The 15273-nt window shown below is 68.3% G+C and carries 17 protein-coding genes and 1 pseudogene; 6 read left to right on the forward strand and 12 right to left on the reverse strand.

The genetic code is table 11. From position 1 onward, the window contains the following. From GLP40_RS00005 to hsaA, 3 genes and pseudogenes are all read right to left on the reverse strand, one after another. Positions 1 to 178: pseudogene (locus tag GLP40_RS00005) on the reverse strand (2,3-dihydroxybiphenyl 1,2-dioxygenase); the annotation flags it as partial. Positions 179 to 180: 2 nt separating this feature from the next. Beyond that, on the reverse strand, positions 181 to 1059 hold the full coding sequence (gene hsaD, locus GLP40_RS00010) for a 4,5:9,10-diseco-3-hydroxy-5,9,17-trioxoandrosta-1(10),2-diene-4-oate hydrolase (RefSeq protein WP_154785768.1): 879 nt from the start codon (positions 1057 to 1059) through the stop codon (positions 181 to 183). 3 nt (positions 1060 to 1062) lie between these two features. Next, positions 1063 to 2232 carry a 3-hydroxy-9,10-secoandrosta-1,3,5(10)-triene-9,17-dione monooxygenase oxygenase subunit gene (gene hsaA / locus GLP40_RS00015; RefSeq protein ID WP_154785769.1) on the reverse strand — a complete coding sequence of 390 codons (1170 nt, stop codon included), beginning with the start codon at positions 2230 to 2232 and terminating at the stop codon, positions 1063 to 1065. Between the two features lie 199 nt (positions 2233 to 2431). On the opposite strand from hsaA, the gene GLP40_RS00020 reads away from it, so the two are divergent. Together GLP40_RS00020 and GLP40_RS00025 are read left to right on the forward strand one after the other, a co-directional pair. Beyond that, complete coding sequence (locus GLP40_RS00020; protein ID WP_154785770.1) at positions 2432 to 3658, forward strand: Rieske 2Fe-2S domain-containing protein; 1227 nt, start codon at positions 2432 to 2434, stop codon at positions 3656 to 3658. Continuing rightward, the gene (locus GLP40_RS00025; RefSeq protein WP_154785771.1) at positions 3658 to 3987 is read left to right on the forward strand and encodes a hypothetical protein; all 330 of its coding nucleotides are present in this window, start codon (positions 3658 to 3660) and stop codon (positions 3985 to 3987) included. Before GLP40_RS00020 ends, GLP40_RS00025 begins: the two co-directional genes overlap by 1 nt. 86 nt (positions 3988 to 4073) lie before the next feature. Here the strand turns inward: GLP40_RS00025 and GLP40_RS00030 are convergent, their stop codons facing one another. Together GLP40_RS00030 and GLP40_RS00035 are read right to left on the reverse strand one after the other, a co-directional pair. Next, a complete protein-coding gene (locus GLP40_RS00030; RefSeq protein ID WP_154785772.1) occupies positions 4074 to 4484 on the reverse strand; it encodes a cupin domain-containing protein in 411 nt (136 codons plus the stop codon). Between the two features lie 79 nt (positions 4485 to 4563). Next, complete coding sequence (locus tag GLP40_RS00035; protein ID WP_154785773.1) at positions 4564 to 5622, reverse strand: saccharopine dehydrogenase NADP-binding domain-containing protein; 1059 nt, start codon at positions 5620 to 5622, stop codon at positions 4564 to 4566. Between the two features lie 97 nt (positions 5623 to 5719). Here GLP40_RS00035 and GLP40_RS34665 point away from each other — a divergent pair, with 97 nt between their 5' ends. Beyond that, positions 5720 to 6634 (forward strand): AraC family transcriptional regulator, encoded by a 915-nt coding sequence (locus GLP40_RS34665; protein ID WP_328289488.1) that lies wholly within the window; start codon positions 5720 to 5722, stop codon positions 6632 to 6634. Between the two features lie 39 nt (positions 6635 to 6673). Further along, positions 6674 to 7411, forward strand: a complete 738-nt coding sequence (locus GLP40_RS00045; protein ID WP_328289489.1) for an SIR2 family NAD-dependent protein deacylase — start codon at positions 6674 to 6676, stop codon at positions 7409 to 7411. Positions 7412 to 7416: 5 nt separating this feature from the next. Here GLP40_RS00045 and GLP40_RS00050 read toward each other — a convergent pair whose 3' ends face one another. Then, positions 7417 to 8169, reverse strand: a complete 753-nt coding sequence (locus GLP40_RS00050) for a DUF427 domain-containing protein (RefSeq protein ID WP_154785775.1) — start codon at positions 8167 to 8169, stop codon at positions 7417 to 7419. Between the two features lie 163 nt (positions 8170 to 8332). Between GLP40_RS00050 and GLP40_RS00055 the strand changes: the two genes are divergently transcribed. Next, on the forward strand, positions 8333 to 9754 hold the full coding sequence (locus GLP40_RS00055; RefSeq protein WP_230329131.1) for an amino acid permease: 1422 nt from the start codon (positions 8333 to 8335) through the stop codon (positions 9752 to 9754). A 214-nt stretch (positions 9755 to 9968) separates the two neighbouring features. Beyond that, the gene (locus GLP40_RS00060) at positions 9969 to 10217 is read left to right on the forward strand and encodes a hypothetical protein (protein ID WP_154785776.1); all 249 of its coding nucleotides are present in this window, start codon (positions 9969 to 9971) and stop codon (positions 10215 to 10217) included. Between the two features lie 16 nt (positions 10218 to 10233). Here GLP40_RS00060 and GLP40_RS00065 read toward each other — a convergent pair whose 3' ends face one another. The 6 genes from GLP40_RS00065 to GLP40_RS00090 all read right to left on the reverse strand — a co-directional run bounded on the left by GLP40_RS00065 (position 10234) and on the right by GLP40_RS00090 (position 15265). After that, positions 10234 to 10725: a YbjQ family protein gene (locus GLP40_RS00065; protein ID WP_154785777.1), complete on the reverse strand. Its 492-nt coding sequence runs from the start codon at positions 10723 to 10725 to the stop codon at positions 10234 to 10236. Positions 10726 to 10949: 224 nt separating this feature from the next. Continuing rightward, the gene (locus tag GLP40_RS00070; protein ID WP_154785778.1) at positions 10950 to 11993 is read right to left on the reverse strand and encodes an acyl-CoA dehydrogenase family protein; all 1044 of its coding nucleotides are present in this window, start codon (positions 11991 to 11993) and stop codon (positions 10950 to 10952) included. Beyond that, a complete protein-coding gene (locus GLP40_RS00075) occupies positions 11990 to 12154 on the reverse strand; it encodes a hypothetical protein (protein WP_154785779.1) in 165 nt (54 codons plus the stop codon). The genes GLP40_RS00070 and GLP40_RS00075 overlap by 4 nt, the downstream gene beginning before the upstream one ends. Next, entirely contained in the window at positions 12151 to 13194 is a 1044-nt protein-coding gene (locus tag GLP40_RS00080; protein ID WP_154785780.1) for an acyl-CoA dehydrogenase family protein, read from the reverse strand. The genes GLP40_RS00075 and GLP40_RS00080 overlap by 4 nt, the downstream gene beginning before the upstream one ends. Before the next feature lie 16 nt (positions 13195 to 13210). Next, complete coding sequence (locus GLP40_RS00085; RefSeq protein WP_328289490.1) at positions 13211 to 14341, reverse strand: acyl-CoA dehydrogenase family protein; 1131 nt, start codon at positions 14339 to 14341, stop codon at positions 13211 to 13213. Continuing rightward, positions 14342 to 15265, reverse strand: a complete 924-nt coding sequence (locus tag GLP40_RS00090; protein ID WP_328289491.1) for an enoyl-CoA hydratase — start codon at positions 15263 to 15265, stop codon at positions 14342 to 14344. Positions 15266 to 15273: the final 8 nt, after the last annotated feature.

Below are 15273 nucleotides of genomic sequence, written 5' to 3' on the forward strand. Positions count from 1 at the left end.
GGTCCTTCTCACCGGGGATGATCACCAGCCGCGCGGCGAAATCGTCCATACGCAGATACAGCGCGTCGGGGTTGGCCCCGTCGCCCTCCATCATGCCGAGCACCTTCAGGCCGTACTCGCGCCAGGCTGCCATATCGGTGGCCTCGATGCGCATGTAGCCGAGCGCCTTGATACTCATGCTCACTTCTCCTTGACGCCGAGCAGGAAGTCGGTTGCCAGGCGGTTGAATTCGTCGAACTTCTCCAGTTGTGCCCAGTGTCCACAACCGCCGAAGACGTGCAACTGCACGCGCGGCACCATCTTCAGGGCGACCAGGGCGCCGTCGATCGGGTTCACCCGGTCCTCCCGGCCCCAGATCATGAGAACCGGCTGGCGCAGCTTGAACGCGTCGCGCCAGATCATGCCCTTGGCGAAATCAGGTCCGGCGAAGGACTTGCCCATGGCGCGGGTCGCGGCCAGCGACTCCGGCTGCGAGGCCGAGGCGAAGCGCTCCTCGACGAGTTCCGGGGTGATGAGCTTCTGGTCGAAGACCATGATCCGCAGGAACGCCTCCAGGTTCTCCTTCGTGGGTTCGAAGTTGAACTTGGACAGCAGCTTCACGCCCTCGGTGGGGTCCGGCGCGAACAGGTTGGTGGACAGCCCGCCCGGGCCCATGAGCACCAGCTTGCCGGCGCTGTCCGGGTAGTCCAGCGCGAAGCGGGTGGCCGCGCCGCCGCCGAGCGAATTGCCCAGCAGGTGAACGCGTTCGGTGATGCCGAGGGTGTCGAGCAGGTCCTTCAGCGCCGAGGCCGAGTGCACGAAGTACTGCGGGTGCTCGGTCGGCTTGTCGGACAGGCCGAACCCGGGCTGGTCGACCGCGAGGACGTGAAAGTCCTCGGCCAGCACCGGAATGTTCTTGGCGAAGTTGGACCACGAGCTCGCGCCCGGGCCACCGCCGTGCAGCAGCACGATGGTGGGGCCGTTGCCGACGCCGGCTTCGTGATAGTGCAGCTTCAGATCCGGTCGCACCTGCGCGTAGCGCGAGGTGGACTCGAAGGTGATTTCTCCCACTGCGGTCATGGATTACACCATCGTGTCGGTGATCGGCAGACCGAAGGCGTGCGTGCCGAACATGGCGTAGGCGCGCTCCGGATCCTGCGAGGCGTGCACGCGTCCGGCGTGCGCGTCACGCCAGAACCGCTGCAGCGGGGTGCCTTCCACGAGCGCGGTGGCGCCGGAGGCCTCGAACAGGCGGTCGATGGAGGCGATCACGCGGCCGGTGGCGCGCACCTGGTCGCGGCGAGCGGCAACCCGCAGGTCGAAAGGAACTTCCTTGTCCGCCAGGATGTACGCGTATTCCTCGGCGATATTGCCAGACAGCTGACGCCACGCGGCGTCGATGTCACTGGCGGCCTCGGCGATGCGCACCTTGCCGAACGGGTCGTCCTTGGCCTTCTCGCCCGCGTAGGCGGCGCGCACGCGCTTGCCCTGATGCTCGACGTGAGCCTCGTAGGCGCCATAGCCCATGCCGATGATCGGCGTGGTGATGGTCGCGGGGTGGATGCTCCCCCACGGCATCTTGTACAGCGGGTCGGTATTCTGCTCCAGGCCAGGCGATTTCAGGTCGCCCATGGTCTTCATGCTGAGGAAACGGTGCCGGGGTACGTACACATTCTCGACCACGACGGTGTTGGAGCCGGTGCCGCGCAGGCCGACCACATGCCACACGTCGTTGATCTTGTACTCGCTCCGGGGGATCAGGAACGAGCCGAAGTCGACCGGCTTGCCGTTCTTGATGACCGGGCCGCCGACGAACACCCAGTCGGCGTGGTCGCAGCCGGAGGACCAGGCCCACGAACCGTTGACGATGTAGCCCTCGCCGTCGTCGGTCACCACACCCGCGCCCATCGGGGCGTAGGAGGAGGAGATCCGGACCTCGGGGTCGTTGCCCCACACCTCTTCCTGCGCGCGCTGGTCGAACAACGCCAGGTGCCAGTTGTGGATGCCGAGGATGCCGGCGCACCAGCCGGTCGAGCCGCACGCGCTGGCGATCTTGCGGACGGTGTCGTAGAAGATCACCGGATCCGCGGCGTAGCCACCCCACTGCTTGGGCTGCACGAGCTTGAAGAAGCCGGTCGCCTGCAGATCCTTGACGGTCTGGTCGGGAAGGCGGCGCAGATCCTCGGTCTCCTGGGCCCGCTCACGCAGGGTGGGCAGCAGCGCCTCGACCCGCTCAACTACTTCTTGCGTCATCTCGCCAGTTGCTCCTGCCTGGTGCTGGTACGGGAAGCGGTCTTCGTTTGTCCCTGAGAGTAGAACACGTTCTTATTCCTGTCGAGAACGCGCTACAAGCGCAGCTCAGAGCGCCCCCATCCAGGTAGTGGGACCTATCGCTGGCCAACCGTCGGCCAATTTTGTAACGTGTTCTAGTACATCCATAGGAGGATCAACGATGGCGACAACCCCCCAAGGGCCCCGCGGGAAGGTCCGCGAGATCGACGTGGGCTCCATGCCCACCCGCTACGCCCGGGGCTGGCATTGCCTGGGCCTTGCCAAGGACTTCAGGGACGGCAAGCCGCACGCGGTCAATGTATTCGGCACCAAGCTGGTTGTCTTCATGAACAGCCAGAACGAGCTGAAGGTGCTGGACTCCTACTGCCGCCACCTGGGCGGAGACCTCTCCATGGGTGAGGTGAAGGGCGACTCCATCGCGTGCCCGTTCCACGACTGGCGCTGGGGCGGCGACGGCAAGTGCACCGGCATCCCCTACGCGCGGCGCGTGCCCCCACTGGCCCGCACCCGCTCGTGGATCACGCTCGAACGCAACGGCCAGCTGTTCGTCTGGCACGACCATGAGGGCAACCCGCCGCCGGACGAGGTGACCATCCCCTACATCGAGGGTCCCTTCACCAACGCGGACGGCACCGGGTCGGAGACGCTCAATGACGGCTGGACCGAGTGGACCTGGCACTCGCTGCTGATCGAGGGCTCCAACTGCCGCGAGATCATCGACAACGTCGTGGATATGGCGCACTTCTTCTATATCCACTACGCCTTCCCCACGTACTTCAAGAACGTGCTCGAGGGCCACGTCGCCACCCAGTACCTGGAGACCAAGGGCCGCCCCGACATCGGCCAGGCCGCCGAGGCGGGCATCGACGTGCTGCTCAAGTCCGAGGCGTCGTACTTCGGGCCGTCGTACATGATCAACCCGCTGCTCAATATCTACAGCGGCTTCGAGGTCAAGACGGTCCTCATCAACTGCCACTACCCGGTCAGTCAGAACTCCTTCGTGCTGCAGTGGGGCGTCTCGCTGGAGAAGCCGAAGGGGCTGCCGGAGGAACAGGCCCAGGCGTTCGCCGCCAAGATGACCGAGGGCGTGTCCGAGGGCTTCCTGCAGGACGTCGAGATCTGGAAGCACAAGTCCAAGATCGACAACCCGCTGCTGACCGAGGAGGACGGCCCGGTCTACCAGCTGCGCCGCTGGTACGACCAGTTCTACGTGGACGTCGCCGATATCGACCCGAAGTCGGTGCAGCGCTTCGAATTCGAGATCGACACGTCCAAGGCCATCGAGTCCTGGACCGCCGAGGTCGAGGAGAATCTGCGCAGGAAGCGGGAAGACAAGGAGGCGGAGGCCGCCGCGGCCGACTCCGCTCCGGAGGAGGCTGGAGTCTGATGACCAGCTGGGCGAAGGCACCGGATTTCGCGGACCGTCCGGAACGGCGTGAGCAGGTGCGCGCCCAGACGGTCCTCGACAAAGAGCACTACATGGAAGCGGGCATGACACCGATCACGTGTCAGTCCTGCGGCACCGAAGTGCTGGTGCGCAAGCACTCGAGCAACCAGAAGACCGTGCAGTGGCGGACCAATCCGGCCGACCACTGCCCGGTGTTCCGCAAGCTGGCGGAGGCGGGGCCGGTCTTCGGCAAACCCGACTCATGCCCCAGCCTCGAGAAGACCATCGACCACGCGGTCGCCGAGGGAATTCTCGAAGTCGATCGCTGAGGGCGGTCGAAACACCGACTTCCGCCGGCCACGTGCCCGCCGCGCACAGCGCGACCGGCACGAGATGCGAAGAGCGCGGACGCGGCTCAGCTGAGCCGGAAGTCGGCGAAATCGAAACCGGGGGAGACCACGCAGCTCACCAGGCTGTAGTGATCGCCCGCCGGTCGGGCGGACTGGGAAATCCCGCCGGGGACCACCGCCTGGGGGCGCTGCCCCTGCTCGACATCGGGTCCGAGGACGATCTCCTCACCCCCGATGTTCAGCAGCAGGGGCCCACCCCGATGCCAGAACCAGATCTCGTCCGACATCACCGTGTGCGGCGCGGACTTCTCACCCGGCAGCAGCAGGAAATAGATGGCCGTGGCGCTCGCGCGCGGGCCCGCGTAGCCTTCCGGCTCGAATTCGACACCGCTGCGCCAGGTCTCTCGATACCAGCCGCCCTCAGGATGCGGCTCCATATCCAGTTCAGCGGCCAGCTTCGGACGGTCGTCGCTCATGGGATCACTGTATTGCCGGGCGCGTACGGGCGCGGCGCGGTGCGAGCGTGTCCCGGTGGCGGTCAGCGCCCGCGCCGTCTCAGGCGGCGGTGATTGTCCACGTGATGCCATGGGGCGCAAGCGAGTTCAGGAAATCCGCGGCGTCGAACGCTTCGGACGGGGCGAGCGCGCCCGCTTTCGTGCCACCGCGGGCGAGCCGCGCCGCCGCTTCGACCGCGAGGAGGCCGGAGTCCCGGTAGGAGTCGACGCCGCTGACCACGCCGCGCAGCCCGCGGCCGTCCGCTCCGGTGGCGTCCACCACCATGTCGTAGCGCAGATCCGAAGCGGCGCTGGGCTTTTCCGGCAGACCGGCGACCAGTTCGGGGGTCAGGCCGGTGATGGTCGAGCGGAACACGCTGTCGACGGCGCCGGTGACGGCGGCGGCATCGGTGTGGCGCGGAATGGTGAGCACGGCCGGGAAGGCGAACTTGGCCACCTCGGTCGGCTCGGTGTCTCCGGGGTACAGCATGGGCGCCGGATCCACCGGTCCGGTGCGGAACTCGCCCTCGACGTAGTGCCAGCCGCCCGCTCGGAACCAATCAAGGCTGGCCAGTATGGTTTTCGCACTGCCGCGCGAGCCGTCGCCGCCGCTGCGGCTGTGGTGGCTGATCACGAAGCCGACCGGTCCGGTGAGGCGCTCGGCGAGAAGATCGGCGAGCAGATCGGCGGGCAGATTGCTGTCGGTCACCGCGGAAAGTACCGTCACCCCGGCCCGCTCGGCGCGCGGGCCGTACTCGTCGAGGACCCGGCGGAGGAACAACTGCTCGCCCGAGATATCCACGTAGTGCGCGCCCGCGTCGATGGCGGCGGCCAGGATGGGCTCGCCGATGTCCACATAACCGGGCAGGCTGCTGATCACCACGTCCGCACCGGTGAACGCCGCGACCAGGGCCGCGTCATCCTCCGCCGCGGCGATCCGGATCTCGGCGTCCGGCAGGTGCGCCGCGACCGCGGCGTCGCGCAGCCGATCGACATTGCGGCCCGCCAGGATCGGGGTCAGGCCGCGACGGTGCAGTTCGGACAGGATGTAGCCGCCGGTGTGGCCGCTGGCTCCGTAGACCGCGATAGTGGCGGGCCGGACGTTCTCGTTCTTTGTCATGCCTTCGAACTTATTCGGATAGGGTGAGCGTATTAATGGCTGATTTACTCACTTCTATGCTCAAAACACTCATAAGGTGAGCTGTATAGTCCGATTTGTGGACATCCTCAGCGAGACCATCGGCGCCATCCGTACCGGCCGGCCGGCCTCCGGGCTCTTCATCCGGCACGCGCCGTGGGGCCGCCGCTATCCGAAAGTGCCGGGCGCGGGTTTTCATGTGGTGCTTCAGGGTTCGTGCTGGCTGCTGCCGCCGGGCGGGGAGCCGGTCGCACTGGGAGCCGGTGACGTGCTGTTCATGCCGCGCGGGGAGGACCACGATCTGGTCGACGCGCTGGGGACGCCGATCAGCGAGATCGCGGAGCCGGGGGAGCCACGCGAGATCGTCGGTCCGGGCGCGCGGACCGCGCTGGTGTGCGGTGCGTACGAACTCGGACGACACCGCGGCCACCCCCTGCTCGACGACCTGCCGGAGTTCATCCATCTTCCGGCCCGGCCCGGCCGGCATCCGGCGCTGCGGTCCGCGGTCGACCTGCTCGCCGCGGAGACCGCCGAACCCCGGCCGGGCACCGACGCCGCCATCCCCGCGCTGCTCGACACCCTGCTGCTGTTCATGCTGCGCGCCTGGTTCGACGAACAGTCCACCGCGCCGACCGGCTGGGCCGGAGCCTTCGGCGACCCCGCGGTCTCCGAGGCCTTGCGTGCGATTCATGCTGCGCCGCAACGGGCTTGGACGGTCCCGGAGCTGAGCGCGGTCGCGGGCGTCAGCCGTGCCACCCTGGCCCGTCGCTTCCTCGCCACGGTCGGGGAGCCGCCGCTGTCATACCTGACCCGCTGGCGCATGCTCACCGCGGCGCGGCTGCTGCGCGAGACCGACATCCCACTGGCGAGCGTGGCCCGGAAGGTCGGCTATCAAAGCGAATTCGCCTTCGCCAAGGCCTTCAAGCGCCAGTACGGCTCGGCCCCCGGCCGCTATCGGCGCGCCGATGAACAGCTCGCCGACCTGGCGGTGTAAAACGAACCCGGTCGGCGGGTTCGGCCTAGGCTGGACAGCGTGACGGACTGGCGTGCACGCAAGGGACCGATCGGGGTGCTCACGGGGGCGGGGATTTCGACGGACTCCGGGATTCCGGATTTCCGTGGGCCGCGCGGGGTGTGGACCGAGGATCCGATCGCGGAACTGCTGTCGACGTATCAGAACTATGTGGCCGACCCGGAACTGCGGACACGAGCCTGGCTGGCGCGCCGGGACAATCCGGCCTGGCACGCGACGCCCAACAGCGCGCACCAGGCCCTGGTCCGGCTGGCCGCGTCGGGACGGCCCGTCGGCATCATCACCCAGAACATCGACAGGCTGCACCAGCGCGCCGGGTCGGACACCGTGGTGGAGATCCACGGCAATATGTTCGAAGTCGTCTGCATCGACTGCGATTTCACCGATTCCATGGCCGCCACGCTGGAGCGCGTGGCGGCGGGCGAACCGGATCCGGCCTGCCCGGACTGCGGCGGCATCCTGAAGGCGGCCACCGTCATGTTCGGCCAGCAACTCGACGGCGCCGCCATCCGCGCCGCGGTGCAGATCGCCGAGAATGCCGAAATCTTTCTGGCCGTGGGCAGTTCGCTCCAGGTCGAGCCCGCCGCGTCCATGTGCGCGGTGGCCGTGGACGCGGGGGCCGACCTTGTCATCGTGAACGACGAGCCGACCCCCTACGACGACTACGCCGCCGAGATCGTGCGCGACCCGATCGGGGCGGCGCTGCCCCGGCTGGTGTCGGAGATCCTGGGGGACTGAGGGTTTCAGCTGAAGGGCGTCTTGGGTCGCGGCATCATCTCGCCGTCCACCCAGATGTCGACCTTCTCGTTGTAGAACGACGCGAGCCCGGCGATCTTCTGGCTCTCCGGCAGCGGGGTGCGGTAGATCCACACCAGGTCCGGGTAGCTGGTCTCACCCAGCTGGACATTCCAGTATTCGGCGTGGCCCTTGTAGGGGCACGAGGTCCTGGTCGCCGACGGCCGCAGCAGATCCATGCGGATATCGGTGAGCGGCAGGTAGTAGCGGGCGGGCAGCCCGGTCTCGAACAGGATGCGCGGGGTGTGCGAGTCGGCCAGGGTCTCGCCGTCCAGCTCGACCCGGATGTGGCGGGAGCTGGCCAGGATGTCCACGCGGGTGTAGGGGTCGCGCGGGTGGACGTAGATGGGCTCGTCCTCCTCGAACCACTCGTCCATGGCGTGGAAGTCCAGCTTCACCAGGTCGCGCAGTTCCGGAATCGGGGAGTCGAGGTGGCGCACGGCCGCGCCCCCCGCGGTGGTGCCATCGGCCACCACATCGAATTCGGTGCCCTCTCCGCGGCTGGGCGAGGGGCGGGTCCTGCCGTTGGGTTCCAGCTTCACCCGCAGATCGGCGACCGGCAGATAGTAGGTGGGGTAGTGGGGTCCCTCCCACACCAGCGTCGGATGGACGGTGTCGGCGGCCAGGTGACCGCCCAGATAGGCGCGCACCCGTTTGGCGCTCGGCTCGACGCGCACCCGGCCACGCTGTGTCTCGGTCATACCTCCCGACGGTACGCCCATGGGTAAACCCCTGTCGGGGACCAGGATTCGCGTATCGGCGGCATATCCGAAAACGCGCGGCGGATCGGCGATTTTCCCGGCCTGACCAGGCTCGATATGGTGTTCGGGCAAAACTCGAGCAACACAAGAAGGTGGCGGTCAGATGTCGGAACCCGGCAGTGCCCAGCTGACGGAACCGGGCAACGTCGAGCCCCAGGGATTGCGCACCGGACTCCGCCGCCGGCACATGACGATGATCGCCATCGGCGGCGCGATCGGCGCGGGCCTGTTCGTGGGCAGCGGCTCGGTCATCCAGACCGCCGGCCCAGCCGCAGTCCTGTCCTATGCGGGCGCTGGACTGGTCGTGCTGTGCGTGCTGCGCGCACTCGGCGAAATGGTGGTCGCCCGCCCGGTCGCCGGATCCATGGGCGGGTACGCGCGCATGGCCATGGGACCGTTCGCGGGATTCACCGTGGGCTGGGTGTACTGGTACCTCTATGTCATCCTGGTCGGCGCCGAGGCGGTCGCGGGCGCTGCCATCCTCGGCAGCTGGATCGACCTCGACCAGTGGATCCTGTCCGCCGGGCTGCTGATCGTCATGACCGCGGTCAACCTGGTGTCGGTGCGGTCCTTCGGCGAGTTCGAGTTCTGGTTCGCCTCCATCAAGGTGGTGGCGATCGTGGCATTCCTGGCCGTCGGACTGGCCTGGGTATTCGGGCTGTGGCCGGGCGCGGAGGCGGGCTTCGCCAATCTGACCCAGCACAGCGGGTTCGCGCCCCATGGTCTCGGCGGCGTCTTCTCGGCCATCGTGGTCGTGATGTTCGCCTTCGGCGGCACCGAGATCGTGACCGTGGCGGCCGCGGAATCCGAGGAGCCGGGCCCGGCGGTGGCCCGCGCCACCAACAATGTGCTGTGGCGGGTCGGCCTGTTCTACGTGGCCTCGATCTTCCTGGTGGTGACGATCCTGCCGTGGAACGACGCCAAGGTGCTGAAGAGCCCGTTCGTGAGCGCGCTCGAGCACATCGGGATTCCGGCGGCGGGCGCCATCATGCAGGTCGTCATCCTGACCGCGGTGCTGTCGGTGCTGAACTCGGCCATCTACGTGTCGTCGCGGATGCTCTACGTGCTCACCCGCGACGGCGACGCCCCCGCCTCCCTGGTGAAGCTGAACAAGCGCGGCGTCCCCGCCCGGGCCGTGCTGCTGGGCACGGTCGCCGCGTGGGGCGCGGTCATCGCCTCCTATGTGTCCCCGGACAAGGTCTTCACCTTCCTGGTGAACTCCATCGGCGTGGTGCTGGCCTTCGTGTACGTCGCGATCATGCTCTCCCAGTTGCGCCTTCGCGCCCGCCTGCGCCGCGAAGACCCCTCGGCCCTCACCTACCGCATGTGGGGCTACCCCTACATCAGCTGGGCTGTCGTGGTCGCCATCCTCGCCGTCTTCGTGGCCATGGCCCGCAACCCCGACCAGCGCAACCAGCTCTTCGCCTCCGCCATCAGCCTGCTGGTGGTCATGGCGATCTACCCCCTGCGCGCCAAATTCGGCCGAAAGAAGCCGGTGCGCGAGGTCGAGGTACTCCACCATTGACCAAAATCCCTTGCGCCACAACGATTCTCGCGAAAATCGGGCGATTTCGGTCGAGATGGCCGGTTCTCAGACATGCATTCGAGAACCTGCTTTACCGTCTCGCTCATGGTCAGCTCGAAACACGAAGCGATGCACCGACGACGCCCTGATCTTCGCTGAACTCACCGAACTCGGGTTGGGCAAGAGCCCGGCCGCACAGACATGGAGGCAGTTGATGACCGTGGATCTCTCGTTCTTCCGCTCCGAGACTTCTCAGCGGCTCCGTGCCGAAGGCCGGGTCGAAGGCCGGGTCCAGACCCTCATCGACGCGATTCTCCGCAGCCTGCGTGCGCGCGGCATCGAGGTGTCGCAGGAGGCTCGGCAGCGCATCGAATCGTGCCGTGAGCTGGATACCCTCGATGCCTGGTTCGATCGTTCGCTCACCGCGAGCTCGATAACCGAGATTTTCGACAAGGAGGGATAGCTCTCGAGCCCGGTGCCTACTGCGCCGGTTTGACGACGACGGCGGTGCCGTAGGCGGCGACCTCGCTCATGGTGTTGGCGATCTCGTTGCAGTCGAAGCGCATGGCGATCACCGCGTTCGCGCCATAGGCCATGGCATGTTGGCACATTCGCATGATGGCCTCGTGCCGCGACTGGTACAGCAGTTGCGTGTATTCGTGGATCTCGCCGCCGCCCAGGGCGCGGAATCCGGCCGCGAAGTTGGCGCCCAAGCCGCGACTGCGCACGGTCAGGCCCGCGACCTCGCCGATCACCTTGACGATTTCCTGGCCGGGGACATCGTTCATGGTGGACACCAGGATCGGGAACTGCGGCCCCGGCTGCTGCTGAGGCTGCGGCTGACCCTGCTGCGGGTAGGGCGCCTGGCCCTGCGGGGGATACGGGGTCTGGCCCTGCTGCGGGTACCCGGGCTGCGACTGGCCCTGCGGCGGGTACGGGTATTGCCCTTGTGGCGGCGTGGGTTGGTTCATGAGCGGGATCGTACGGGGTGAAACCGAACGCGGACCGCACTCGGTGGGAGCGGTCCGCGAACGGCGGGCGATCAGTCGTCGCCGGGGGTTATGCCCCGCAGCCTCGGCCGGGGGTTTGGGTGCCAAGGGCGTGGTCGTCCATGTGGGCCAACAGCTTTCGGCCGGAGGTCGGCACGACGACCGCGCCGGCCGTGCGCCGCCGCACCGAGGCCCTAACCACGGAACTAAGCCGGGCGGGCCAAGGGGCGGGCGGGAGCGCCGAAGAGCTGGGCGTCGGCGTGGGCGCGTTTGAAGAACAGGTGCGCGTCGTGCTCCCAGGTGATGGCGATGCCGCCGTGCATCTGAATCGTTTCGGACACCACCGCGTTGAAGGCGTCGATGGCGTGCAGGCGGGCGGCCTGCACGTCAATCGCCTCGACCGCGCCGTCGGCCAGGCCCGCGATGGCCAGATAGGCCAGCGAGCGGGCCGATTCGACCAGCACGTACATGTCGGCCATGCGGTGCTTGAGCGCCTGGAAGCTGCCGATGGGACGGCCGAACTGCACGCGGGACTTGGTGTACTCGACGGTCATGTCCAGGCATTGCTCGGCCGCACCGACCTGTTCGGCAACCACTGCCGCCCAGGCGATTTCACGTAGACGGGCGACATTCAGCCGACCCAGCGGACGGGCCTGGACCGCGTCGAAGTCGATGCGGGCCAGCGTGCGGGTCGGGTCCTGGGTGACGACCGCGGTGCGGGTGACGCCCGCGGCGTCGCCGTCGACCTCGAAAAGGCCGTCGGCGGTCAGGACCAGCAGCGTGTCGGCCTGCACGCCGTCGAGTACGTAATGCGCCGAGCCGGAGAGGTTTTCGCCTGCGGCACTGACACCGAACGAGTCCCAGCCGCGCGGCCCGGCCCAGCACAGCGCCAGCGTGCGGACGCCCTCGGCGACCTCGGGCAGCAGCCGCTCATTGGCCTCGGTGTTCCCGGCCAGCAGCAGTGCCTGCACACCCAGCACGGCGGAGCCGAGCATGGGCGGCGCGACCAGCGTGCGCCCGAGTTCCTCGACCACCAGCAGGGATTCGACCAGCCCGACCCCGACGCCGCCGAATTCCTCCGGAATGGCCAGGGCCGCGACGCCGACCTGCTCGCACAGCAGCTTCCACAGCTGCTCGTCATAGCCGCGCTCGCTGTCGAGCCCGCGCCGCATGGCCGCGCTGTCCCCGTGCTTGGCCAGCACCGCGCGCACGGTGGTGGCGAGTTCCTGCTGTTCGGCAGTGAGGCTCATGCCTTCGCTCCCATGTCGTAGAAGTGGTTCGAGTCGGTCGCCCGGCGGCCGGACGGGCTGTCGCCATAGAGGGCGGGCAGCGAGCGCGCCACGAACATGAATTCGCCGCCCGCGCAGGGGCGTTCACGCCCGCTGGTCGAACCGGCCGCCGGGGTGCTCATGCGGTGTTCCCGGCGCGCAGGGCGGCGGCGATGCGAGCGCGGTGCTCGGCCGGGGCGCCCCAGGCCGAGCGCAGCGCGGTGACCTTGGTCAGCCACAGGGACAGGTCGCATTCGGCGGTGTAGCCGATGGCGCCGTGCACCTGCAGGGCGATGCGGGCGGCCTGGTAAGCGGCCTCCCCGCAGGCCAGCTTCGCCGCGGAGACGTCGCGGCCGCGAGTTTCGGCGTCCGCGTCCGACTCCAGGGTCAGGGCGGCGCGGTAGAGCAGCGGTCGCGCCATGTCCAGCCCGATGTGGGCATTGGCCACGTGGTGCTTGATGGCCTGATTGCGCCCGATCGGGGTGCCGAACTGCTGACGCTGCTTGACATACTCGACGCTGGTGTCCAACAGTGCACGGCCCGCGCCGAGCAGTTGCGCGGCGGCGGCCAGGGCGGCGGTGTCGAAGGCGAGATCGATTGCGGCGCTCACGCCTTCGCCCTCGGCGAGCGTTTCGCCCGCGGTCACGGTGAACAGGCGGCGCGCGGCGTCCACCGACTTCACCAGATCACCTGCGATGCCCAGCGTGATGCGGTCGCGCTCGGCGATCAGCACCAGGTCGGCGACGTCGGCGTCCAGCGCGGTGGGCGCGCCCCCGGCCCGGCCCGCACTGGCGCCGGCCGCGGTGGTCACCGCGAGGGTGCCCAACTTCGCGCCCTCGGCCAGTTCGGGCAGCCGCTCGGCGGCGAGCGCCGAATCCGGAAGCGCCTGCAGCAGCGCGGGAATGGCGGCGGCGGTCTCCACCAGCGGACCCGGCACCGCGGCCCGGCCGATCTCGGTGAAGGCCACGATCATCTCGACCGGGCCCGCGCCGAAGCCGCCGTTCTCCTCGGTGATGGTCAGGCCCAGCGCGCCGGCCTCGGCCAGCTGGCGCAGGAGCGCGCGCCCGGCGGCGGGCTCGCCCTCGCCCCAGGCGCGCACGACGCCCGGGGTCTTGGCGGCCTCGGTCATCTTGCGCAGGCTCGCGGCGAAGTCGTTCTGTTCTGCGGTCAATGCGAATCGCATGTCGTCCTCCGGGTGGCTATCGCGGCAGGCCGAGCAGGCGTTCGGCGATGATATTGCGCTGGATCTCGTTGGTGCCGGCGTAGATCGGGCCCGCCAGCGAGAACAGGTAGCCGTCGGTCCAGGCCGATTCCTGTTCGGCGGCCGCACCGTGCAGATCCAAGGCGGTCTCGTGCATGGCGATGTCGAGCTCGGACCAGAACACCTTGTTCACCGAGGATTCCGCGCCCAGCTGGCCGCCCTCGGCCAAGCGGGTGACGGTGGCCCAGGTGTTGAGGCGGTAGGCCTCCGCGCCCACCCACGCGTCGACCACGCGGTCGGCGAGGGCGGTGTCGGACTCGGAAGTCGTTGCGCGCCACAGCTCGATGAGCTTGTTGGCGGTGGCGTTGAACCGGCCCGGCGAGCGCAGCGACAGGCCGCGCTCATTGCTGGAGGTGGCCATGGCGACCTTCCAGCCGTTGTTCGCCTCGCCGATCACGTCCTGATCCGGCACGAACACATTGTCCAGGAAGATCTCCGCGAAGCCCGGCTCGCCGTCCAGCTGCGGGATCGGGCGCACGGTCACGCCGTCGGCGGTGAGCGGGAACATCAGGTAGGTGAGCCCGCGGTGCCGCTCGGCCTCCGGATCGCTGCGGAACAGGCCGAAACCCCAGTCCGCGAACGAGGCTCGCGAACTCCAGGTCTTCTGGCCGTTGAGCAGCCAGCCGCCCTCCGTGCGCTTGGCGGTGGAGCGGATGCCCGCCAGGTCGGAGCCGGCCTCCGGCTCGGACCAGGCCTGCGCCCAGATGTCGTCGGCGCGTGCCATTCTCGGCAGGATACGGGCCAGCTGCTCGGGAGAGCCGTGCTCGAACAGGGTGGGCGCGAGCAGGAAGATGCCGTTCTGTGAGACGCGGCCCGGCGCTCCCGCGGCGTAGTACTCCTCCTCGAAGATGACCCATTCGGTCAGCGAGGCGTCCCGGCCGCCGTACTCGGCGGGCCAGGCCACACAGGACAGCCGCGCCGCGGCCAGCGTGGCCTCCCACTCGCGGTGCGCCTCGAAGCCCGCCTTGGTGTCCATGGACGGCAGGGGGGTGGCGGGCACATTGGCCGCCAGGAAGTCACGCACCTCGGCGCGGAATTCCTGGGTCTTGGCGTCGAATTCGAGATCCACTTATTTCGCCCCGTCGTTGTTGGCGGATTCTGATTCGCGGCTCGCCGCGGCAGCGGCGTTGGTCGCGGCGGCCTTCATGGACTTGGCGTTCATCCCGCCCAGCGAGTCCGTGCCCACCTCGGCATTGTGGGCGTGCGCGAAATGGTGCAGCCCGAACACCGAGTCCATGCCGGCCCGCATGCCCATGAGGTCCTCGCACTGGTTGACGGCCTTCTTGGTCAGCGCCAGCCCGAACTGCGGCATCTCCGCGATCTTGTCGGCCAGCGCGAAGGTCTCGGTCTCCAGGTCCGCGCGCGGCACCACGCGATTGACCATGCCCCATTCGTAAGCCTGTGCGGCGGTGAAGCGTTCACCGGTGAACAGGATCTCCTTGGCGCGGCGCGGCCCCAGCACCCACGGGTGCGCGAAGTACTCGACGCCCGGAATGCCCATGCGCACAACCGGATCGGAGAAGAACGCGTCCTCGGAGGCCACGATCATGTCGCAGGACCAGGCCAGCATGAGAGCACCGGCGATGCACGCGCCCTGCACCATGGCGATGGTCGGCTTGGGGATCTCGCGCCAGCGACGGCACATGCCCAGATAGACCTCGGACTCACGGGCGAAGCGCTGGTCGCCGCCCACGCGATCGGTGTGGTCCCACCACAGCGCGGCCTTGTTCTCGTAGCTGATGTGGTGGTCGCGGCCCGGCGTGCCGATGTCGTGCCCCGCGCTGAAATGCTTTCCGGCGCCGCCCAGCACGATGACCTTGACCTCCGGATCCTCGACCGCCCGCACGAAGGCGGCGTCGAGCGCGTAGGTCATGACCGAGTTCTGCGCATTGCGATAGTCCGGCCGGTTCAGCGTGACGACCGCGATCGGCCCGCGCTTCTCGTAGAGGACTACCTCGCCCTCGTCGGGAATGGGTCCCGGTTCCTGGTTCACACTGTCTC

This window comes from Nocardia aurantiaca, assembly GCF_009708175.1.
Lineage (GTDB): Bacteria > Actinomycetota > Actinomycetes > Mycobacteriales > Mycobacteriaceae > Nocardia > Nocardia aurantiaca.